This window comes from Paraclostridium sp. MRS3W1, assembly GCF_032465715.1.
GTDB classification, from domain to species: Bacteria; Bacillota; Clostridia; order Peptostreptococcales; family Peptostreptococcaceae; genus Paraclostridium; species Paraclostridium dentum.
The window spans coordinates 14,664-36,560 of the sequence record NZ_JAWDJM010000195.1; the positions used below are offsets into that span (position 1 = coordinate 14,664).

Below are 21,897 nucleotides of genomic sequence, written 5' to 3' on the forward strand. Positions count from 1 at the left end.
GATTTAAATAGATAAATTAAAAAGGGGGGATGTATAAAAGGCTTTTACCTTTATACACCCCCTAAATTTATTATATAAATAAAAACTTAGGTTAGGAGTGAATTAGTATGAAAATAGGATTATGTTTAGCTGGTGGTGGAGCTAAAGGAGCCTTTCAAGCAGGTGTAATATATGGGTTATATGAAAGAGGTTTAGACTTTGATGTAATATCAGGAACTTCAATAGGAGCAATAAATGGTTATTACATATACACAAAAAATGTTAACAAGTTGAAAGAAATGTGGATAAATATTCAGACAATTGGTGAAAACGGTGTCAAAATAGTTGATAATACTGTGGATAACTCTTTAGCAATTGATTTATTAAGCAAACTTGAGGATAACTCTAAAATTAAGAAAAACTTCTATGTAAATTATGTGCAAATTGATAATTCAAGAATGAATGAAGTTGTAGTAGATATATCAAAAGAAAGTTATGACCAAGGCCTAGACAGTATAAAATATAGTTCACTGCTTCCTTTTAGACCTTCAAAAGATTTAAGCCCATCAGAGCAATTTAAAAAAGATTTAATGGATGGAATATATAATGGATATAAATTAGATGGAGGAATGATAAATAATACGTTATTAAAACCATTGATAGATGAAAAAGTTGATAAAATTGTATTAATAACTATGAAAAAAGATTTTGAAGTACCAGATTATGTAAAGCAGTCGTATCAGGAAGAAAATATAATTATAGTAAAACCTAATATAGAATTTAGTAAAAATGCTACTTTAAATTTTGAAGGAGAATTTTGTAAACAAATTTTTAATGAAGGATATGAAATATCTAAATCTTTAAATATTCTAGTCTAATAAATGGGAATTAGGCTCAAAATGTTGAATAAATCTGCGTATGCTAGTATAATAAAAAGGTTCTGAATTTGAAATATAAAAATGGAGTTGATATAAACTATGGCAACTAAAAGAATTGCTGTACTAGGTGGACCTAGATGTGGAAAGACAACATTAATACAACATTTATACGTTGAAATGAAAATAGCAGGCTTAGATGTAGGTTATGCGTTAGAGTACTCAACAGAATATTTAAGAGACAAAGGCATGATAGAAACTATATCTGAACAATATGGTATATACTTAGGTCAAAAGAAAATAGAAGATGATTTATCAGGATTTGAATATGCACTAACTGATTATGCTACATTTGTACCATATGTATATGGAAGATTTATGTTAGGTGATAGAAAAAGAACTAATAAAGAAATTCAAATTTTAAAAGACTTATATTGTCTAGCTATAGAAGATATACAAAACTATGATATGATAGTTTATGTTCCAAGACAATTTGGATATGTTAAAGATGGAGTTAGATGGCAAGATGAAAGTATTGCTATACAAATAGATGAAGCTATATTAAGTTTCTTAAAGTCTGAAAATATAAATTATGTAGAAGTATCAGGATCTACTAAAGATAGAGCAAAACAAATTTTAGATTTATTAGATATTAAATACGAAGAAACTGAATTGTTAGATTCAACTGATGAAAAATAGGCTGCTTAAATAAGTAGCTTATTTTTGTGATTTTTTATTATTATTGGTATATAATATAAAATGAGAATAAAAAAACTCATAAGAAAGGAAGTACATAAAATGGAAAATAAGAACCCTATAGTAACTATAGAAATGGAAAATGGAAAGCAAATAAAAGTTGAGTTATATCCACATATAGCTCCTAATACTGTTAAAAACTTTGTATCTTTAGTAGAATCAGGATACTATGATGGAGTTACATTCCACAGAGTTATACCTGGATTTATGATACAAGGTGGATGCCCTGATGGAAATGGAATGGGTGGACCAGGATACTCAATAAGAGGAGAATTTACTCAAAATGGACACACTAACAACTTAAAGCATGATAGAGGAGTTATATCAATGGCTAGAACAATGGCTCCAAACTCAGCTGGATCACAATTTTTCTTAATGCATGCTAATTCTCCACACTTAGATGGACAATATGCATCATTTGGTAGAATAATTGAAGGTATAGAAGTTGTAGATGAAATAGCTTCTGTAAGAACAGATAGAATGGACAAGCCTCAAACTCCACAAGTAATGAAAAAAGTTACTGTTGAGACATTTGGAAAAGACTATTCAGACGTAGAAAAAATGTAGTAGATAGCTTGTAGGGTTGTATATTGATTTCATTCACACGACAAACTGCGTTTGTAAGTGTTTCGTCAATCAATATACAATCCTACTTCACTTTTATGTATGAGAAGAGTGAAGAATAAATTAAAAAAAGAGATTCTTAAATTTTAAGAATCTCTTTTTTTAATTTATTGATTATTTTATAGTTAAAAAACATAATTAGATAGCTTATTATTTGTATTTTCTATATTTATAGAAAATGAAAAATAAGTGTAGTAGAATTAAAGCGACATAAATTGTAAAAGAATGATTTATAATACATTGTTTTCAATTAAATTCAGATAAAGGGGAACTGATTATGAGCGATTATAAAGATGAAATGAATGCAATTGAAAGAAAAGCTGCGTACTTTAGAGGGGAAAGGGTAGATAGATTACCGTGTAGTTTAATGTTTGAGGAAACTGCAGCGGTTTATGCAGGTATAGATGTAGAAGAATATTATTTTGATTCTGATAAAATGTTAGAAGCTGAAAAATATATAGTAAGGGAACTTGGAGTAGAGAGTGCTGGAATAAATGTTACGCTAAGAGGTATGGGTGAAGCGTTTGGAAGTAAAATGGGATATAATTCAGATAGGGCATCGCATTTAATCGAACCAGCATTAAAGGATTACAAAATGTTACAGCACATGGATATAGTAAATCCATTAAAGGATGGAAGATTGCCAATAATACTGGATTCTTTAGGAAAAATAAAAAAAGAATTAGGAAAAGAAGTAAGTATCGGAAGTGGGGTATCAGGTCCGATTAGTGCAGCTTCAGCTGTTAGAGGTGCTACAAATTTAGTTAGAGATATGATTAAGGATAAAGAAAACTTACATAAATTATTAGATTTAATGACGGAGTGCAATTTAGCTTATGCAAAAGAAGTATATGAACGTTATGGACTAGTTTGTGGAATTGGAGATCCAATATCTTCAGCTGATTTAATAAGTCCGAAACAGTTTAGAGAATTTGCAAAGCCATATCTTGAAAAAACTATAAATGGGATTTATAAAATTACTGGACAGAAGACAACATTACATATTTGTGGAAAAACAAAAGGTATATGGGAAGATATTGCAGATATGAATTTATCTGCATTCAGTGTAGATAACTGTGAAGATATAGAGCTTCTTAAAAATGTAATTGGAGATAAAATGTGTATAATAGGAAATATAGACCCTGTATCAATAGTAAGAAATGGATCTATAGATGATGTATATTCAAGTGTTAAGGAATGTATAGGAAAAGCTAGTGATAGTCCTAATGGGTATATAGTAGCTTCTGGCTGTGATATACCTGCAGGAGCGCCAATTGAAAATATAAAAGCCGTAACAGAAGCTACTAAGAAATATAGTAGGGGAATAAAAATGGGAGAGTGTGCTGATTGGAGAGAATAAGATAATAAATAAGAGAGAGATTTAAATCTCTCTCTTATTTATTATCTTATTCTCTCCAATCAGCACACTCTCCCATTTTTATTCCCCTACTATATTTCTTAGTAGCTTCTGTTACGGCTTTTATATTTTCAATTGGCGCTCCTGCAGGTATATCACAGCCAGAAGCTACTATATACCCATTAGGACTATCACTAGCTTTTCCTATACATTCCTTAACACTTGAATATACATCATCTATAGATCCATTTCTTACTATTGATACAGGGTCTATATTTCCTATTATACACATTTTATCTCCAATTACATTTTTAAGAAGCTCTATATCTTCACAGTTATCTACACTGAATGCAGATAAATTCATATCTGCAATATCTTCCCATATACCTTTTGTTTTTCCACAAATATGTAATGTTGTCTTCTGTCCAGTAATTTTATAAATCCCATTTATAGTTTTTTCAAGATATGGCTTTGCAAATTCTCTAAACTGTTTCGGACTTATTAAATCAGCTGAAGATATTGGATCTCCAATTCCACAAACTAGTCCATAACGTTCATATACTTCTTTTGCATAAGCTAAATTGCACTCCGTCATTAAATCTAATAATTTATGTAAGTTTTCTTTATCCTTAATCATATCTCTAACTAAATTTGTAGCACCTCTAACAGCTGAAGCTGCACTAATCGGACCTGATACCCCACTTCCGATACTTACTTCTTTTCCTAATTCTTTTTTTATTTTTCCTAAAGAATCCAGTATTATTGGCAATCTTCCATCCTTTAATGGATTTACTATATCCATGTGCTGTAACATTTTGTAATCCTTTAATGCTGGTTCGATTAAATGCGATGCCCTATCTGAATTATATCCCATTTTACTTCCAAACGCTTCACCCATACCTCTTAGCGTAACATTTATTCCAGCACTCTCTACTCCAAGTTCCCTTACTATATATTTTTCAGCTTCTAACATTTTATCAGAATCAAAATAATATTCTTCTACATCTATACCTGCATAAACCGCTGCAGTTTCCTCAAACATTAAACTACACGGTAATCTATCTACCCTTTCCCCTCTAAAGTACGCAGCTTTTCTTTCAATTGCATTCATTTCATCTTTATAATCGCTCATAATCAGTTCCCCTTTATCTGAATTTAATTGAAAACAATGTATTATAAATCATTCTTTTACAATTTATGTCGCTTTAATTCTACTACACTTATTTTTCATTTTCTATAAATATAGAAAATACAAATAATAAGCTATCTAATTATGTTTTTTAACTATAAAATAATCAATAAATTAAAAAAAGAGATTCTTAAAATTTAAGAATCTCTTTTTTTAATTTATTCTTCACTCTTCTCATACATAAAAGTGAAGTAGGATTGTATATTGATTGACGAAACACTTACAAACGCAGTTTGTCGTGTGAATGAAATCAATATACAACCCTACAAGCTATCTACTACATTTTTTCTACGTCTGAATAGTCTTTTCCAAATGTCTCAACAGTAACTTTTTTCATTACTTGTGGAGTTTGAGGCTTGTCCATTCTATCTGTTCTTACAGAAGCTATTTCATCTACAACTTCTATACCTTCAATTATTCTACCAAATGATGCATATTGTCCATCTAAGTGTGGAGAATTAGCATGCATTAAGAAAAATTGTGATCCAGCTGAGTTTGGAGCCATTGTTCTAGCCATTGATATAACTCCTCTATCATGCTTTAAGTTGTTAGTGTGTCCATTTTGAGTAAATTCTCCTCTTATTGAGTATCCTGGTCCACCCATTCCATTTCCATCAGGGCATCCACCTTGTATCATAAATCCAGGTATAACTCTGTGGAATGTAACTCCATCATAGTATCCTGATTCTACTAAAGATACAAAGTTTTTAACAGTATTAGGAGCTATATGTGGATATAACTCAACTTTTATTTGCTTTCCATTTTCCATTTCTATAGTTACTATAGGGTTCTTATTTTCCATTTTATGTACTTCCTTTCTTATGAGTTTTTTTATTCTCATTTTATATTATATACCAATAATAATAAAAAATCACAAAAATAAGCTACTTATTTAAGCAGCCTATTTTTCATCAGTTGAATCTAACAATTCAGTTTCTTCGTATTTAATATCTAATAAATCTAAAATTTGTTTTGCTCTATCTTTAGTAGATCCTGATACTTCTACATAATTTATATTTTCAGACTTTAAGAAACTTAATATAGCTTCATCTATTTGTATAGCAATACTTTCATCTTGCCATCTAACTCCATCTTTAACATATCCAAATTGTCTTGGAACATAAACTATCATATCATAGTTTTGTATATCTTCTATAGCTAGACAATATAAGTCTTTTAAAATTTGAATTTCTTTATTAGTTCTTTTTCTATCACCTAACATAAATCTTCCATATACATATGGTACAAATGTAGCATAATCAGTTAGTGCATATTCAAATCCTGATAAATCATCTTCTATTTTCTTTTGACCTAAGTATATACCATATTGTTCAGATATAGTTTCTATCATGCCTTTGTCTCTTAAATATTCTGTTGAGTACTCTAACGCATAACCTACATCTAAGCCTGCTATTTTCATTTCAACGTATAAATGTTGTATTAATGTTGTCTTTCCACATCTAGGTCCACCTAGTACAGCAATTCTTTTAGTTGCCATAGTTTATATCAACTCCATTTTTATATTTCAAATTCAGAACCTTTTTATTATACTAGCATACGCAGATTTATTCAACATTTTGAGCCTAATTCCCATTTATTAGACTAGAATATTTAAAGATTTAGATATTTCATATCCTTCATTAAAAATTTGTTTACAAAATTCTCCTTCAAAATTTAAAGTAGCATTTTTACTAAATTCTATATTAGGTTTTACTATAATTATATTTTCTTCCTGATACGACTGCTTTACATAATCTGGTACTTCAAAATCTTTTTTCATAGTTATTAATACAATTTTATCAACTTTTTCATCTATCAATGGTTTTAATAACGTATTATTTATCATTCCTCCATCTAATTTATATCCATTATATATTCCATCCATTAAATCTTTTTTAAATTGCTCTGATGGGCTTAAATCTTTTGAAGGTCTAAAAGGAAGCAGTGAACTATATTTTATACTGTCTAGGCCTTGGTCATAACTTTCTTTTGATATATCTACTACAACTTCATTCATTCTTGAATTATCAATTTGCACATAATTTACATAGAAGTTTTTCTTAATTTTAGAGTTATCCTCAAGTTTGCTTAATAAATCAATTGCTAAAGAGTTATCCACAGTATTATCAACTATTTTGACACCGTTTTCACCAATTGTCTGAATATTTATCCACATTTCTTTCAACTTGTTAACATTTTTTGTGTATATGTAATAACCATTTATTGCTCCTATTGAAGTTCCTGATATTACATCAAAGTCTAAACCTCTTTCATATAACCCATATATTACACCTGCTTGAAAGGCTCCTTTAGCTCCACCACCAGCTAAACATAATCCTATTTTCATACTAATTCACTCCTAACCTAAGTTTTTATTTATATAATAAATTTAGGGGGTGTATAAAGGTAAAAGCCTTTTATACATCCCCCCTTTTTAATTTATCTATTTAAATCTTATAATTCATAAAACTTTTTAAAAGTTTTGTATATATCCATATGATCTTCTACGCATCCTAATTCTCTTATAGAGTGCATCGCTAATATTGGACTTCCAACATCAACAGATGGTATATCTATATGTGTAGATGATATAGGTCCAATTGTACTTCCACCTCTTACATCAGATCTATTAACAAATTCTTGGCAGTTTACTCCTGCTTCTTTACATATAGTTTTATACACAGCTATAGATTGACTATCACTAGTATAAGCTTGATTTGCATTTATTTTTATAACAGGACCTTTCCCCATAACAGGTCTATTTGTTGGGTCATGCTTCTCTCCTACATTAGGATGAACTGCATGTGCAAGGTCTGCAGATATTATAAATGAAGAATATAAACTTCTAAAAAATTCTTCTCTATTTTGACCTAAGCATAAAGATATTCTTTCTAATACATTTAATAACATATTAGAATCAGCACCTTGCTTAGTTGAACTTCCAACTTCTTCATTATCAAATACAGCAACTACATTTACTCCATTTAATGATTTAGCATCTATAAGTGCATGTAAGCTAGCATGCGCCATTGAAAGATTATCTAATCTTCCACAAGATATCATCTCTTCATTAGGCCCTATTAACATTCCTTTTTCATATTCGTATAAAAATAAATCAAAATCAATAATTTCTTCTATTTTTCTTCCTAATTCTTTAGCTATAGTTTTTAAAAGGAAGTTATCTTTTTCTAGAGAATCATTTAATAATCCCACTAATGGTAACATGTCTTTTTGCTTATTAAGAGCTACCCCTTCATTAACTTCTCTATTCATGTGTATTGCTAAATTAGGAATTATACATATAGGTTTATTTATATTTACTAAAGTTTCCTCAGGTCTTAATACACTTTTTCCTTTAAGTACAACTCTTCCTGCTATTGCTAACGGTCTATCTAACCATGTATTTAGTATAGGACCTCCATAACATTCTGTATTTAATTTTAAGTAAGTTTTTTCAGCTTCCATTTCTGGATTTGGCTTAACTCTAAAAGATGGAGAATCTGAATGTGATCCTATTATTCTAAATCCATCTTCTTTTAAATTATTAGTCTTTATTGTAAATGCAACTATTGCTGATGAGTTTTTAGTTGTATAGTATTTTCCATCTTGCTCTAGTTTCCATTCTTCTCTTGAGTCAAGTTTTTTAAACCCATTTAATTTTAATAACTCTTCAGATGTCTCTACTGAGTGAAAAGCTGTAGGGCTTTTCTCTATAAACCCTATTAAGTTTCTTGCAAATTCTTTTGAATTCATTACAAATCCCCCTTAAAACTTTTATTTTATAATAAATCAAGTGTCGTATATTCTTTATTTATCTTCTTTATACCTTGATTATTAAAAGCTATTGTTAAGTCAGATCCAACAGCTGCTACTACAGTTCCTACCCCAAATTTAGGATGATAAACCTTTGAACCTAATTTTATATCATCAGATGTAGGTTCTGGTTTATTTTCTTTTATAGTGGCATTTACCTTATTTGCTACACTGGCCTTGTTCATAGATTTCATATATTTTTGCTTATATTTATCTAATATATTGTAATTAGCTTTAGAATAGCTTAATTCATGTTCTTCTTTATTTAATTTTTCTATACACTCCTCTGGAAGTTCTTCCATAAATCTAGATTGTATAGATGGATTAGTTTTTCCATAAAGAGTTCTTTTCTTTGTAAGTGTCATGAAAAGTTCTTTTTTAGCTCTTGTTATTCCAACATAACAAAGTCTTCTTTCTTCCTCTATATCAGATTCACTCATAGATCTTACTGCTCTAGATATAGGGAATAATCCTTCTTCCATACCAACTAAATGGACAACTGGAAACTCAAGTCCCTTAGATGTATGGATTGTCATAAGTGATACTCTGTCATTTTCTTCATCATCACTTTCTGTTGAAGTAAGAGCTACATTAGTTAAAAATGTTTCTAAATCTTTTTCTTCACTGCTATTTTCAAATTCAATAGCAATTGATATAAACTCTTTTAAGTTGTCTATTCTGTCTTGAGCGTCTTCATTTTTATCTTTTTCAAGTTCGTCTAAATATCCAGTAACATCTAAAACTTTTTCTATAAGTTTACTTACTGAATAAGCATCCTTTATTACTCTAAGAGTTCCTACTAAATCTACAAATCCATTTATATTTGCTCTAGCTTTTGTAGATATATCAGAGTTAGTATCTACATCTAAAAGAACGGAGAATATACTCTCTTGCTTTAAGCTAGCTCTATCTTCTATTTTTTCTATTGTTCTAAGTCCAATTCCTCTTTTAGGAACATTTATTATTCTCTTTAAAGATATATCATCTTGGACATTTTGAAGAACTCTTAAGTATGCAACTAAATCTTTTATTTCTTTTCTTTCATAGAATTTAGTTCCTCCATATATATTATATGGTATTTGACTTCTATTTAAAGCATCCTCTATAGCACGAGCTTGTGCATTCGCTCTGTATAACACAGCAAAATCTTTAAAAGGTTTGTTTTGTTTTCTATGAATTCTCCATATATTATCAGCAACAAAATCTGCTTCTTCTATCTCGTCTGATGTCACTTGTATCTTAATCTTTTCGCCTTCTTTTTGCTCACTCCAAAGTTTTTTTCTCTTTCTTTCTATATTATTAGATATAACTTTATTGGCTGCATCTAATATAACTTGAGTTGATCTATAATTTTGCTCTAATTTTACTACATGAACATCATCATAGTCTCTTTCAAATTCAAGTATATTTCTTATATCTGCACCTCTCCATCCATATATACTTTGGTCATCATCTCCAACAACACATATGTTTTGATGCTCTTTAGCTAACAACTTTATAAATTCATATTGAGCTTTACTTGTATCTTGATACTCATCTACCATTATATATCTAAATTTATTTATATAGTATGCTAGTACACTTTCTTCCTTTTTTAATAACTCAACAGTTTTTATTATTAAATCATCAAAGTCTAGTGCACTATTTCTTTTTAAACGGTCTTGGTATAAAGTATATACATCTGCAATTTTACTCATTCTCGCATCATTTCTATGCATATCTTTATATTCTTTAGGACTTAATAATTTATCTTTTGCTCCAGAAATGTAACTTATAACTACTTTAGGTTCAAAAGATTTATCACTTAAATTTAATTCCTTTAAACAATCTTTAACTAAAGTAACTTGGTCTGAGCTATCATATATAACGAAAGATCTATTATATCCGATTCTATTTATATCTTTTCTAAGCATTCTAACACAGCATGAATGGAAAGTTGTTATCCACATATCTTTAACATCCGAATCTATAGTTTCTTCAACTCTTTCCTTCATTTCATTTGCAGCTTTATTTGTAAATGTTATTGCTAATATATTACTAGGATGTACTCCTTTATTTTTCATAAGATGAGCTATTCTTGTTGTTAAAACTCTCGTTTTTCCTGAACCAGCTCCTGCTAATATAAGCACTGGCCCTTCTGTTTTTAATACCGCTTCTTTTTGGGCGGGGTTTAGTGAATCTATATCCATCATTACCTCCTTATTGTATATGTTATATGTATATTTTAATCTATTATCTATATTTATTCAAATTTATTAAAAGCCCATATTAATCATATCCATTTTTTTAATTTTCCTTACAAAGAAAAAATCCTCAGATATATATCCAAGGATTAAATTTAGACTAAAGGTATTTATTTATTATATATATATTAATCTTAACTTAATAAGATTAGGGGCTAATTATTAACAGAATTTATACATATTTTATTAAAATAATCGTATAAATCCTCTTCTTTTCTAAATAAAGGTAAATTCATATTTTTGTGTATTTTTACAAGCCACGGACTATTTAATCCTGCCTCTTTAATTTTTAAGTCATCTTTAAAAACGTCATTAGAATTTCCTTCAATTGCTATCTTACCTTTATTTAAAACATATATATAGTCGCAAAGGTCGTATATTAAATCCATATCATGACTCGATATAACTACCTTTACACCCTTTTCACATAATTCTTTTAATATTTTTATAATAGCTTTTGTACTTATTGGGTCTAATCCAGCCGTTGGCTCATCTAATAAAACAACTTTGTTTTCCATGGCTATAACAGATGCTATAGCTACTCTCTTTTTCTGCCCATAGCTTAAAAAATGTACTGGTTTATCTATTAAATCTATAGCATTAACTAATTCTAATGCTCTATGAACTTTTTTATTTATTTCACTTTCTTCTAATCCTATATTTCTTAAAGAAAATGCAACATCATCATATACTCTTGAATAAAATATCTGCTTATCTGGATCTTGAAATACTATACCTACATCTCTTCTTAAATTATATAGGTCTTTCTTTTTATAACTTAACTCTTTACTATTATAAATAATTTTTCCTGCTGAAGGTTTCAATATGCCCATTAAGTTCATAAATAAAGTTGACTTTCCTGAACCATTTGAACCTATTATTCCAATCATATTCCCATTTGAAAAATCTAAACTTATATTGTCTAATGCTTTATTATTTTTTTCATATTTATATGTTAAGTTTTCTACTTTAAACATTTTAGTCTCCTATACGTGAAATTTACCATCATACAACTTTATATCTAAAGATATACTCATATCTTCATATCTTCTCATCATTCTAAAAAACAATGTTTTTATAAGCAATGACATTGAATTATATGATGTACTTAAATTCGTATACCCAAATTTTAGTTGTTGTGATTTATATATTTCTTCTGCTTCTTCTATAAATATAAATATAAATCTATAAATTAAAATCATCAATTCTATAAGTGTATGTGGAATATGTAGTTTTTTTAAAACTATTATTAATTGATTAAATGGAGTCGTAAGTATTAAGAAATAAATTGATATAATACAACTCATAGCTCTAAGTAATATGTTTACTGAGCTTTTTACAGCAAATTCAGTAGTACCTATGTATAATCCTAATATATTTACATTGAATATATAATCTTTATTTTCAAATGATATATTAATCAAATTTAACCCAATACCTATAATTAAAAAAATTATAGGTATTTTTAAACATTTAATGTATAGTTTCATATCTACTCTTGCTATAAATAGTATTAAGGCTGTCATAAATAGCATTATAAGTATATGTATATTTGCATTTTGGGTAAGCATAGAAGCTATAACTCCTATAAATGTAATTCCTAATTTTATCAATGGATTTACATCTTTTATATTATTTAAATATGCACAGTTGTCAATTTCTAACATTTATCTTTTTTTCCTTTTTTATATCCTAAAAAATATCCAATTATTCCTGCCCCTATAGCTGCTTGAGTAGAGAAAAGTAAACTTTCAATCTCACCACTAGGTGGTTCATATAAGCTATTAAACCAAGGCTTATAATTAGGATTTATTTCACTAATTAAAGATTCTGCTTCTCCATCAGCGCCTCCGTATTCAGCAGTTGAATTTAATATTAACGGAGTTATTATTAAGATTACTGTTAAAATTAATAATAGTATATTTTTATTTCTAGTTTTGACTTTCGAATTTGTACTCATCTTCTACAACTCCTTCTTCATTTTGTGTTATTAAATTGTATACTAATGTAGTTAATAATCCTTCTGCAATTGCTATAGGTATTTGAGTTATAAAGAATACACCTAAAAATTTTACTAATGACCCTAATATACCTCCTGCTGGATCAGGGAATGCTAATGCTAATTGAGTTGCAGTTACAGTATATGTAGCTAAATCTCCTAATGCTGCTGAAAAAAATACACTTTTTCCCGTGCTAATATTTCTTTTTTTACAGAATTTAAATATTAAAAATGATACTATAGGACCTACTATCGCCATAGAAAAAGCATTTGCTCCTAAAGTTGTAAGTCCTCCATGTGCAAGAAGTATAGCTTGAAATAGCAAAGCTATAGTTCCAACTACTGCCATTACAGATGGCCCAAACAATATTGCTCCTAGTCCTACACCAGTAGGATGTGAACAACTACCTGTTAAAGATGGTATTTTTAAAGCTGATAGTACGAATACAAATGCACCTGCTAGAGCTAATAGTACTTTCTTTTTAGGATCAGCTTTTACTATTTTATTTATTGATTTTAACCCGTATATGAAAAATGGTATAAATACGACAGTCCATAATATAGACCATTGCATAGGTAAGAATCCTTCCATGATGTGCATTGCATGTGAAGTCACAGGATTTAAGATTACAAGTAGTAACCCTGCTATAACTGATAATTTTAAATAATTCATTTTAAATCCCTCTCTTTTTTTATTTAGTACATTATTGTTTCATGTGATAAAATGACTAAATCAACTCTAAGTTTTAAAGGGCATACATAAAAATTCGCTTTGCTCATGTCGCCAACGACTTCGTCCGTTGCTCAAAAAACTTTTTTTACGCCCAAAACCTAGTATTTTAATATAACTAAATTTTATAGAATACCTATAGTTTTTTGTAATCATACTTTACTTAAGCGTAAAAAAATCCCAATCTTTGGATTAGGATTTAATAACATGACAAAGCGGACATAGTAGTTTTAAACTATGATACTTTCAATTATTTTCCTTCACCCCGAAGAACTTAATTTTTCAATTATAGGCAGGTCTCCTGGCTTAGCTTCTCTTTACTCCTTTTCCTTCCCGTAAAATTCACAGTGGTTTTAAAAGTTTCATCAGCTTTACAGTAGCGGGGGCTGCAGAGGATTTTAACCTCTTTCCCTATTAATTTTAAAAAACCTATAATCTCTAATATTTAATTATAATTTATCACATACTCTATCTATTATATATAATTCTATAAAAACTTCTATATTCCTCTAAAATTTTTATTTTTATTTTTTATACTTAAGTATATTTAACCAGCTATATAGTTATTACTAAAATAAGTTATATACTTTAATAATTCTAACAATAAAAGTAACCTCCTTTAAATATATTTATATCTAAAGAAGGTTATTTTTATTGTCCATTAATTTTTTATTATATACAATCTCTTAATTCATGATCACTATTTTTATCACTTGTATTCATACTTTCCATACTCTTAGAACTTACAATATCAATACCTGTTCCTAATATGTCTTTAACTATAATATCGCCGACATTAACAGGTGCACATACACATACTTTATCTAAAACTTTCATAATATCAAACATTAACTCTTTAGGCACAGAGTCATTAGTTTTAACTGGAAGTAAGTTTAAATAAGAACCGCTAAGTTTAACTGTAGTAGTTATAACTCTTCTTGGATTTGTAACTTCCTCTACTCCATATTTTGCTCCTCTTTTACATGTGTTTCCTTCAACTTTATACTCTCCATCAACTTTACTTACAACTAATGAACATCCCATTGGACATACTGTACAAGTAACATTTTTCATAATTATGCCTCCTCTACACTTACAATTATATTTCCTTTAATATCTTTAAATAAATCTTTACTAATTTTTATATTCTCCATCTCTGAAGGTATCATATGAGGTCTCTTTTTCTCTAAAATAATTTCATCGTTACTTCTAACAACTAACTTTTTATTTTTACAAATTTCTCTTACTCTCATAAATAAGTTTACATCTTCATCGCTACTAACATCTATATTTTGAGGAACTATATATATAATTCCGTTGTCTGCAACTGTATTTACTTCTTTATTTTTATTTAACTTGTTTAAGCAATATAAAGCTGCGTTCTTTCCAGCTATCTTACTTTCTTTTGTAACAAAATCAACTAAGTCATGAACATGGACAACATTCCCACATGCAAACACACCATCTACATTTGTAGACATAGAATTATTTACAATAGGTCCACTAGTTTTATTATCTAATACAACTCCAGCTTCAACACTCAATTCATTCTCAGGTATAAGTCCAACAGATAAAAGAAGAGTATCACAGCTTATATATTCTTCTGTTCCTTTTATAGGCCTTCTGTTTTCATCTAATTTACTAATTGTAACCCCTTTTACCCTTTCTTTTCCATCTATATGTGTTATTCCTGTACTTAACATTAAAGGTATATCGAAATCATCTAAACATTGAACAATATTTCTAGTTAATCCACTTGAATGTGGGTTTATTTCAACTACTGCCTTTACTTTAGCTCCTTCTAATGTCATACGTCTTGCCATTATAAGTCCTATATCACCAGACCCATATATAACAATTTCTTTTCCTACCATATATCCTTCCATATTAGAAAGTCTTTGAGCAGCTCCTGCATTATAAACTCCTGCTGGTCTATATCCAGGTATATCTATCGCTCCTCTTGTTCTTTCTCTACATCCCATTGCTAAAACTATAGCATCTGCTTTTATATTTATTATTCCGTCTTCACCTAAAGCTTCTATAGTCTTATCTTCACTTATGTTTAAAACCATTGTATCTAGCATGTATTCAATATTTTCTTGTTTAACCATTTCTATGAACTTATGAGCGTACTCTGGTCCTGTTAATTCTTCTTTAAACTCATGTAATCCAAATCCATTGTGTATACATTGATTAAGTATCCCACCTAATTCTCTGTCTCTTTCTATTATAAGTACATCTTTTGCACCATTTCTTTTAGCTTCAACTGCTGCACCTAAACCTGCAGGTCCTCCTCCAACAACTACAACATTATATTTCAACTAACTCACCCCTTAATTCTTTTGATTTTCCTAATACAGTATTAGAGTTTTCGTAGTCTTTTAAAACATCTTCCACATCTATTTTAAGTTCTCTTGCTAATATTTCTATAACTTTAGGTCCGCAAAATCCACCTTGGCATCTTCCCATACCTGGTCTTACTCTTCTTTTAACTCCATCTAATGTTCTAGCTCCACATAGTGAATTTATTGCATCTATAATTTCGCCCTCTGTTATACTTTCGCATCTACAAACTATTTTTTTATATCTTGGATCTTTCTTCATGATTTCTTCTTTTTCTTCTTGAGTCATTTTTATGAAAGGTTTATTCTTATGTCTCTTAGACTCAAACTTTTTATTTTCACTTAACATTAATCCTTCTTCTTTAAGAATTTCTACAACATATTTTGCAACTGCTGGTGCTGATGCAAGACCTGGTGATTCTATTCCTCCAACATTTATAAAGTTTTTACATTTCTTTGATGCAAATATCATAAAGTCTCCTGTATTTGGAGTTGCTCTAAGTCCTGCAAAACTAGTGATTGTTTTTCTGAAATCAATATTTTCTATAGTCTTTTTAGAGCTATTTACGATTTCACTAATTCCTTCTTTTGATGTAGATACATCTTCTTTTTCATCTACAGCAGTAGCATTTGGCCCTACTAATAAATTTCCATGTACCGTTTGTGTAACCAATACACCTTTTCCTTTTTCAGTTGGACATTGGAATAAAACATGATTAGCAATTTTACCTTCACTTTTATCTAATATTTTATATTCTCCTTTTCTAGGTATTATAAAATATTCATCTCCACCTATCATGTTGTTTATCTTATCAGCAAAAACTCCAGCTGCATTTACAACATATTTAGCTTTTATATCATTTTTATTTTTTATTTTTATATTGAAACAATCTTCTTCTTTAACTATGTCTGAAACTTCAGATTCTAGTTTTAAATCTACCCCATTAAACATAGCATTTTCCATAAGTGCTATATTTAAATTAAATGGACAAACAATTCCTGCACTCTCACAAAGTAATGCTCCAACTACATTGTCATTAACATTTGGTTCTAGTTCTAATACTTCTTCTTTATTTAATACTTTTAATCCAGTCGCTTTATTTTCTAATCCTCTTTCGTATAAACCTCTAACGTGTTTCATTTCTTCTTCATCAAATGCTAAAACTAACGATCCTATTTGTTTAAAGTCTACGTTTAAATCTTTACATAGATCTTTATATAATTTATTACCTTCTATATTTAACTTAGCTTTTAAGCTTCCAACCTTTGCATCATATCCACCATGCACTATAGCACTATTTGACTTAGTAGTTCCTTGGCAAACTTCTATTCCTTTTTCTATAACTACTGTTTTTAAATTATACTTTGATAATTCTCTAGCTATGGCACTTCCACTTATCCCTGCTCCTATTATTGCTATATCATACATAATTTTGCCTCCTTGAAAAAAAAATAGAGAGCCCCCCTATACAATGTATAGAAGGCTCTCTTATCTCTTCGCCATAATATTTCATTTTTTAAAATCGTTTTCCTTTTATAATTCTATATTATCATAGATTATTTTAACTGTCACTACCCTAAATTATTTTGATTATATATTTGCTTCACAAACTATATCCTCTTTATACTTATATGATTTAGGGAATCTATCCGCTATGTCTGTAAATATACCTGTAACTCCCCAATTAAATAATTGGTTAGCTCTGGCTAAATCATTTACAGTCCAAACATTAATTTTATATCCATAACTTCTAAATTTTTCTACCATTTCTTTAGTTAATCCTTCATTTTGTGGGTGTATATACTCAGCTCTACACATTTCCATTATAGAAGACCAATCATCATACAAATTATGTGTTTCAAATAAACATCCTACCGGAATATTAGGTCTTAAATCTTTAAATTTAGATAACATTAATGGGTTAAAACTCGAAACGATAACTCTTATATCATCATCTAATTTATTTAAAGCTTCTACAAATCTCTGTATAAGTTCTTGTGTTAATTCTTTACCTCCACAACATGATTTCAATTCAAAATTGACGTTTAATTTATATTTATTTATCAATTCAATTAACTCATCTAAAGTAGGTATTCTTTCTCCAATATAGTCATCACCAAACCAACTTCCTGCATCTATATGCCTTAAATCATCTTTGCAAATGTTATATAACGACCCCGTTTTATTGCTACATCTGTCTAATGTATCATCATGATTTATCACTAGGGTTTTATCTTTTAAAATATCAATGTCGCATTCAAACCATTTTATTCCTTTATCTTTACATAATGAAAATGCTGATAAAGTATTTTCTGGTGCTAATGTAGACATTCCTCTATGAGCAAATAGTATTTTTTCCATCTTATCTCCTTTATTGCTTAATGCCAATATCTAAAAATTTTTAAGTTTTTACTATTTACTTTAATTATATAACTTTTACCTGTACTTTATAATTAATTTTTTACACTAGCCAACTCTTTTTCAAATTCTTCATCTTCTTTTGCCCATAAAAGAGATCTGTTTACTGCTTTTTTCCATCCTTTATATAATAAACTTCTTTTTTCTTCACTCATGTTTGGTTCAAATTCTTTTTCTAATGCTACAGACTTTTTAATATCCTCTTTATTTTCATAGAATCCTACTGCTAATCCAGCAAGATATGCTGCTCCTAACGCCGTAGTTTCAAGTACTTTAGGTCTGTTTATGCTTACATTTAATATATCTGATTGGAACTGCATTAAGAAATTGTTAGCACTAGCTCCACCATCAACTTTAAGGTTTTTAAGCTCTAAACCTGAGTCTTCTTGCATAGCATTTAATACATCTTTTACTTGATATGCTATTGATTCAAGTGTAGCACGAACTAAGTGAGCTCTGTTAGCTCCACGAGTAAGCCCCATAACAGATCCTCTTGCATACATATCCCAATATGGTGCTCCAAGTCCTGCAAAAGCTGGAACTACATATACCCCATTAGTATCTTTTACACTTTCAGCATAGAACTCACTTTGCTTAGCATCATATAATATTCTTAATTCATCTCTTAACCATTGTATAGATGCTCCACCTATAAATATACTTCCTTCTAGCGCATATTCTACTTTACCATCAACACCCCAAGCTATAGTCGTAAGTAATCCATTTTTTGATTCAACCATCTTCTCTCCAGTGTTCATAAGCATAAAACAACCTGTTCCATAAGTGTTTTTAGCGCATCCTTCTTCAAAACAAGTCTGACCAAATAATGCTGCTTGTTGATCTCCTGCACATCCAGCTATAGGAATTTCCGCTCCACCTAACATATACTCATCAGTGTGTCCATATACATAACTAGATGGTTTAACATCTGGTAACATACTTTTTGGTATATCTAGTATTTCTAATATTTCATCATCCCATTTTAACTCTTTTATATTATATAACATTGTTCTTGCTGCATTTGAGTAATCTGTAACATGTACCTTACCTCTAGTTAAGTTCCATATTAACCATGTATCTACTGTTCCGAATAATAATTCTCCATTTTCAGCTTTCTCTCTAGCACCCTCAACATTATCAAGTATCCATTTTATCTTAGTTGCTGAAAAATATGCATCAAGAATCAATCCTGTTTTATCTTTTATTTTATCTTTATATCCTTTAGCTTCTAATTCATCACATATCTGAGATGTTCTTCTACATTGCCATACAATTGCATTATATACCGGCTTACCTGTATTCTTATCCCAAACTATAGTAGTTTCTCTTTGATTTGTTATACCAATACCACAAACTTGTTCTGGTTTAATGCCATTAGTTTCTAACACTTCTCTCATTACACCACTTTGACTTCCCCATATTTCCATAGGATTATGTTCTACCCATCCTGGCTTTGGATAAAATTGAGTAAATTCTTTTTGTGATGTAGCTACTAAATTTCCTTCTTTATCAAATAATATAGCTCTTGAACTTGTAGTTCCTTGATCTAATGCCATCATATATTTTTTCATATCGCTTTGCCTCCAATGATTATTTATTTTAAATCCTTGATGTATTTTAATTCATGTACTTTTTAACGCCTTTATCGAATACAAATCCTGCAAGGATGGCTCCTATTATAGGTCCCACTATAGGTACCCAAAAATACATGTCAGGTCCTAGTGCTCCGCTTCCCCAACCTGCTAAAACAGCAAACATCTTAGGCCCAAAATCTCTTGCTGGATTCATTGCAAAGCCTGTTAATACTCCAAAACTAGCTCCTATTATAGCTATTGTTATTCCTATAAAAACTGGTGCTAAATTTGACATAGGTTTGTTTGAATTTTTTTCTTCGCCTACTGCTAATATCACTATGACTAACAACATAGTTATGAAAGTTTCTACAAGTAATGCATCAAATGAATTTAATGCAGCATTTGGATAAGTAGAAAATATACCTGCTGTAGTAAGTCCGTTTGACCCAGCCCTTACTATATTATTTGCATTCTCAAATGATAAGAATAGCTTATTAAATAACAAGTAAACTGTTGCTGCTCCTGCAAAACATCCTAGTATTTGAGCTATAATATATGGCAATACTTTTTTCTTTGGAAAATCTCTGTGTACCATTAATGCAATTGTTACAGCTGGATTTATATGAGTACCTGATACTGCTCCAGTTACATATATTGCAATTGTTACAGCTAACCCCCATATTATTCCTATTTCCCATTGAGAAACATCTGCTCCACTTAATACCATAGATGCTACAGCTCCACACCCTATAAAAATCAATATCCATGATCCAATAAATTCAGATATGCACTCTCCTAATAAAGTCTTTTTCAACTCAATACCTCCCTTGATATTTTATGTAATTAGTCAAATAAGGCAAAAAAACAGAGAGCTCCTATCATTTTTATAGGGGGCTCTCTCATCTCCAGCCAGTTATTAATTTAATTAAATGCTATCACGAAAACATTTTCCAGTCAATAAAATACTTTGTTAGATATTTAATAAACTAAACTGCTATATCAATTGAAAAAGCTACTTTTTCTGAATTACCACATATCAATATCCGTAGTAGATATAGCCATAGCTCCAGCTGATAATCCACCAATTATTTCTTCTTTTCTATCTATTAATCCTCCACATATAATAGGTACATTGGGATAAGTTTTGTTCATTTTTTTTATTACCTTTTGAATTACACCTGGCATAATTTCTATAGCATCTGGTTTTACTCTCTTTAAACTTTCAATTGCATTCTCAAGAGACATAGAATCTATAAAGAAAAATCTTTGAACAACTTTTAAGTCTAATTCTATAGCTCTTTTAACTATATTAGTTTTAGTTGTTATTATCCCATCCAAATTGAATTCTTTTTTCATATAATCTACAGCTATAGGACTAGATGAAAGCCCTGTTATCATATCAATATGAACAAATACTTTTTTATTATGTTCATGTAAAATTTGTATTTTTTCTTTTAAAGTAAGAATATCTTCATTTAGTAAAAAAACAATATCTCCGTCTGAATTTGCAGCATCTTCTAAATGCGCATCACCCTTTATAGCACAAATTATTGGGTTTAATTCTAATAATTCTTTCATATATGCCTCCTCGCTTTTGCTTCAATCTATTATTTATTTAAATTTAAAACAATAAATTATGTCTAGCAAAACCTTTGCCTTTTATAAAATTTATTATATCACTTTTTTTAAAATAAGATATTATTGTTTTTTAATTTTAAATTTTATTATAAAACATTCCTTTATAAAATATTTTATAAAGTATGTGTTTTTTGTTAGTATTTTATCATTCAGTGTAAAACTTCCAAAATTTTTTTATAAATAGTACATACTATATATTCATTTTTTATATAAATTTTATTTTAAATCACAAAATAAGCCCTCATATTAGTATTTTAATTTACTAATATGAGGGCTTATTTATATATCTAATTATTATTTTCCGAAATGTCTATTTAATAATCCTAAGAATGCTTTTCCATGTCTAGCTTCATCTTTAC

At 29.2% G+C, this 21,897-nt stretch carries 21 protein-coding genes and 1 riboswitch; of the genes, 4 read left to right on the forward strand and 17 right to left on the reverse strand.

The genetic code is table 11. The features are described from left to right. Positions 1-107 precede the first annotated feature (107 nt). From RWY47_RS17510 to RWY47_RS17525, 4 genes are all read left to right on the forward strand, one after another. A complete protein-coding gene (locus RWY47_RS17510) occupies positions 108-857 on the forward strand; it encodes a patatin-like phospholipase family protein (RefSeq protein ID WP_150841898.1) in 750 nt (249 codons plus the stop codon). Positions 858-956: 99 nt separating this feature from the next. After that, the gene (locus RWY47_RS17515; protein ID WP_021428476.1) at positions 957-1,553 is read left to right on the forward strand and encodes an ATP/GTP-binding protein; all 597 of its coding nucleotides are present in this window, start codon (positions 957-959) and stop codon (positions 1,551-1,553) included. A gap of 99 nt (positions 1,554-1,652) precedes the next feature. Further along, positions 1,653-2,177: a peptidylprolyl isomerase gene (locus RWY47_RS17520; RefSeq protein WP_021428410.1), complete on the forward strand. Its 525-nt coding sequence runs from the start codon at positions 1,653-1,655 to the stop codon at positions 2,175-2,177. Between the two features lie 334 nt (positions 2,178-2,511). Then, the gene (locus RWY47_RS17525; RefSeq protein WP_150841899.1) at positions 2,512-3,594 is read left to right on the forward strand and encodes a uroporphyrinogen decarboxylase family protein; all 1,083 of its coding nucleotides are present in this window, start codon (positions 2,512-2,514) and stop codon (positions 3,592-3,594) included. 46 nt (positions 3,595-3,640) lie between these two features. On the opposite strand, the gene RWY47_RS17530 is transcribed toward RWY47_RS17525, so the two are convergent. From RWY47_RS17530 to RWY47_RS17610, 17 genes are all read right to left on the reverse strand, one after another. Continuing rightward, positions 3,641-4,723 carry a uroporphyrinogen decarboxylase family protein gene (locus tag RWY47_RS17530; protein ID WP_150841899.1) on the reverse strand — a complete coding sequence of 361 codons (1,083 nt, stop codon included), beginning with the start codon at positions 4,721-4,723 and terminating at the stop codon, positions 3,641-3,643. A gap of 334 nt (positions 4,724-5,057) precedes the next feature. After that, positions 5,058-5,582: a peptidylprolyl isomerase gene (locus tag RWY47_RS17535; protein WP_021428410.1), complete on the reverse strand. Its 525-nt coding sequence runs from the start codon at positions 5,580-5,582 to the stop codon at positions 5,058-5,060. A gap of 99 nt (positions 5,583-5,681) precedes the next feature. Continuing rightward, a complete protein-coding gene (locus RWY47_RS17540; RefSeq protein ID WP_021428476.1) occupies positions 5,682-6,278 on the reverse strand; it encodes an ATP/GTP-binding protein in 597 nt (198 codons plus the stop codon). Positions 6,279-6,377: 99 nt separating this feature from the next. Next, the gene (locus RWY47_RS17545) at positions 6,378-7,127 is read right to left on the reverse strand and encodes a patatin-like phospholipase family protein (RefSeq protein WP_150841898.1); all 750 of its coding nucleotides are present in this window, start codon (positions 7,125-7,127) and stop codon (positions 6,378-6,380) included. 107 nt (positions 7,128-7,234) lie between these two features. After that, positions 7,235-8,533 carry a M18 family aminopeptidase gene (locus RWY47_RS17550; RefSeq protein WP_024619952.1) on the reverse strand — a complete coding sequence of 433 codons (1,299 nt, stop codon included), beginning with the start codon at positions 8,531-8,533 and terminating at the stop codon, positions 7,235-7,237. Positions 8,534-8,559: 26 nt separating this feature from the next. Further along, positions 8,560-10,782, reverse strand: a complete 2,223-nt coding sequence (locus tag RWY47_RS17555; protein ID WP_150841897.1) for a DUF3553 domain-containing protein — start codon at positions 10,780-10,782, stop codon at positions 8,560-8,562. A gap of 209 nt (positions 10,783-10,991) precedes the next feature. Continuing rightward, positions 10,992-11,813, reverse strand: coding sequence for an energy-coupling factor ABC transporter ATP-binding protein (locus RWY47_RS17560; RefSeq protein WP_150841896.1), 822 nt, complete (start codon positions 11,811-11,813; stop codon positions 10,992-10,994). 9 nt (positions 11,814-11,822) lie between these two features. After that, positions 11,823-12,503, reverse strand: a complete 681-nt coding sequence (gene cbiQ / locus RWY47_RS17565) for a cobalt ECF transporter T component CbiQ (RefSeq protein ID WP_224170631.1) — start codon at positions 12,501-12,503, stop codon at positions 11,823-11,825. Further along, a complete protein-coding gene (locus RWY47_RS17570; protein WP_021428421.1) occupies positions 12,497-12,796 on the reverse strand; it encodes an energy-coupling factor ABC transporter substrate-binding protein in 300 nt (99 codons plus the stop codon). Before RWY47_RS17570 ends, cbiQ begins: the two co-directional genes overlap by 7 nt. After that, entirely contained in the window at positions 12,768-13,508 is a 741-nt protein-coding gene (locus RWY47_RS17575; RefSeq protein ID WP_021428387.1) for an energy-coupling factor ABC transporter permease, read from the reverse strand. The genes RWY47_RS17570 and RWY47_RS17575 overlap by 29 nt, the downstream gene beginning before the upstream one ends. Positions 13,509-13,839: 331 nt before the next feature. Next, positions 13,840-14,013, reverse strand: a riboswitch (cobalamin riboswitch). Between the two features lie 224 nt (positions 14,014-14,237). Then, entirely contained in the window at positions 14,238-14,639 is a 402-nt protein-coding gene (locus RWY47_RS17580) for a DUF1667 domain-containing protein (RefSeq protein ID WP_226883329.1), read from the reverse strand. 2 nt (positions 14,640-14,641) lie between these two features. Beyond that, on the reverse strand, positions 14,642-15,886 hold the full coding sequence (locus RWY47_RS17585) for an NAD(P)/FAD-dependent oxidoreductase (protein ID WP_021428484.1): 1,245 nt from the start codon (positions 15,884-15,886) through the stop codon (positions 14,642-14,644). Further along, positions 15,876-17,336, reverse strand: coding sequence for an NAD(P)/FAD-dependent oxidoreductase (locus RWY47_RS17590; protein WP_021428399.1), 1,461 nt, complete (start codon positions 17,334-17,336; stop codon positions 15,876-15,878). The genes RWY47_RS17585 and RWY47_RS17590 overlap by 11 nt, the downstream gene beginning before the upstream one ends. A 162-nt stretch (positions 17,337-17,498) precedes the next feature. Then, complete coding sequence (locus tag RWY47_RS17595) at positions 17,499-18,269, reverse strand: glycerophosphodiester phosphodiesterase family protein (RefSeq protein WP_150841892.1); 771 nt, start codon at positions 18,267-18,269, stop codon at positions 17,499-17,501. A gap of 92 nt (positions 18,270-18,361) precedes the next feature. Continuing rightward, on the reverse strand, positions 18,362-19,897 hold the full coding sequence (gene glpK / locus RWY47_RS17600; RefSeq protein ID WP_150841891.1) for a glycerol kinase GlpK: 1,536 nt from the start codon (positions 19,895-19,897) through the stop codon (positions 18,362-18,364). A gap of 46 nt (positions 19,898-19,943) precedes the next feature. Next, positions 19,944-20,714, reverse strand: a complete 771-nt coding sequence (locus RWY47_RS17605) for an MIP/aquaporin family protein (protein ID WP_021428400.1) — start codon at positions 20,712-20,714, stop codon at positions 19,944-19,946. Positions 20,715-20,926: 212 nt separating this feature from the next. Next, the gene (locus RWY47_RS17610; RefSeq protein WP_021428407.1) at positions 20,927-21,478 is read right to left on the reverse strand and encodes a glycerol-3-phosphate responsive antiterminator; all 552 of its coding nucleotides are present in this window, start codon (positions 21,476-21,478) and stop codon (positions 20,927-20,929) included. Between the last annotated feature and the right edge of the window lie 419 nt (positions 21,479-21,897).

Coding starts and splice junctions, on each gene's coding strand:
- RWY47_RS17580 (WP_226883329.1), bottom strand. CDS start 14,639: ATGAAAAATGTTACTTGTACAGTATGTCCAATGGGATGTTCATTAGTT.
- RWY47_RS17610 (WP_021428407.1), bottom strand. CDS start 21,478: ATGAAAGAATTATTAGAATTAAACCCAATAATTTGTGCTATAAAGGGT.
- RWY47_RS17550 (WP_024619952.1), bottom strand. CDS start 8,533: ATGAATTCAAAAGAATTTGCAAGAAACTTAATAGGGTTTATAGAGAAA.
- RWY47_RS17575 (WP_021428387.1), bottom strand. CDS start 13,508: ATGAATTATTTAAAATTATCAGTTATAGCAGGGTTACTACTTGTAATC.
- cbiQ (WP_224170631.1), bottom strand. CDS start 12,503: ATGTTAGAAATTGACAACTGTGCATATTTAAATAATATAAAAGATGTA.
- RWY47_RS17545 (WP_150841898.1), bottom strand. CDS start 7,127: ATGAAAATAGGATTATGTTTAGCTGGTGGTGGAGCTAAAGGAGCCTTT.
- RWY47_RS17590 (WP_021428399.1), bottom strand. CDS start 17,336: ATGTATGATATAGCAATAATAGGAGCAGGGATAAGTGGAAGTGCCATA.
- RWY47_RS17570 (WP_021428421.1), bottom strand. CDS start 12,796: ATGAGTACAAATTCGAAAGTCAAAACTAGAAATAAAAATATACTATTA.
- RWY47_RS17515 (WP_021428476.1), top strand. CDS start 957: ATGGCAACTAAAAGAATTGCTGTACTAGGTGGACCTAGATGTGGAAAG.
- glpK (WP_150841891.1), bottom strand. CDS start 19,897: ATGAAAAAATATATGATGGCATTAGATCAAGGAACTACAAGTTCAAGA.
- RWY47_RS17520 (WP_021428410.1), top strand. CDS start 1,653: ATGGAAAATAAGAACCCTATAGTAACTATAGAAATGGAAAATGGAAAG.
- RWY47_RS17560 (WP_150841896.1), bottom strand. CDS start 11,813: ATGTTTAAAGTAGAAAACTTAACATATAAATATGAAAAAAATAATAAA.
- RWY47_RS17555 (WP_150841897.1), bottom strand. CDS start 10,782: ATGGATATAGATTCACTAAACCCCGCCCAAAAAGAAGCGGTATTAAAA.
- RWY47_RS17510 (WP_150841898.1), top strand. CDS start 108: ATGAAAATAGGATTATGTTTAGCTGGTGGTGGAGCTAAAGGAGCCTTT.
- RWY47_RS17535 (WP_021428410.1), bottom strand. CDS start 5,582: ATGGAAAATAAGAACCCTATAGTAACTATAGAAATGGAAAATGGAAAG.
- RWY47_RS17540 (WP_021428476.1), bottom strand. CDS start 6,278: ATGGCAACTAAAAGAATTGCTGTACTAGGTGGACCTAGATGTGGAAAG.
- RWY47_RS17525 (WP_150841899.1), top strand. CDS start 2,512: ATGAGCGATTATAAAGATGAAATGAATGCAATTGAAAGAAAAGCTGCG.
- RWY47_RS17530 (WP_150841899.1), bottom strand. CDS start 4,723: ATGAGCGATTATAAAGATGAAATGAATGCAATTGAAAGAAAAGCTGCG.
- RWY47_RS17595 (WP_150841892.1), bottom strand. CDS start 18,269: ATGGAAAAAATACTATTTGCTCATAGAGGAATGTCTACATTAGCACCA.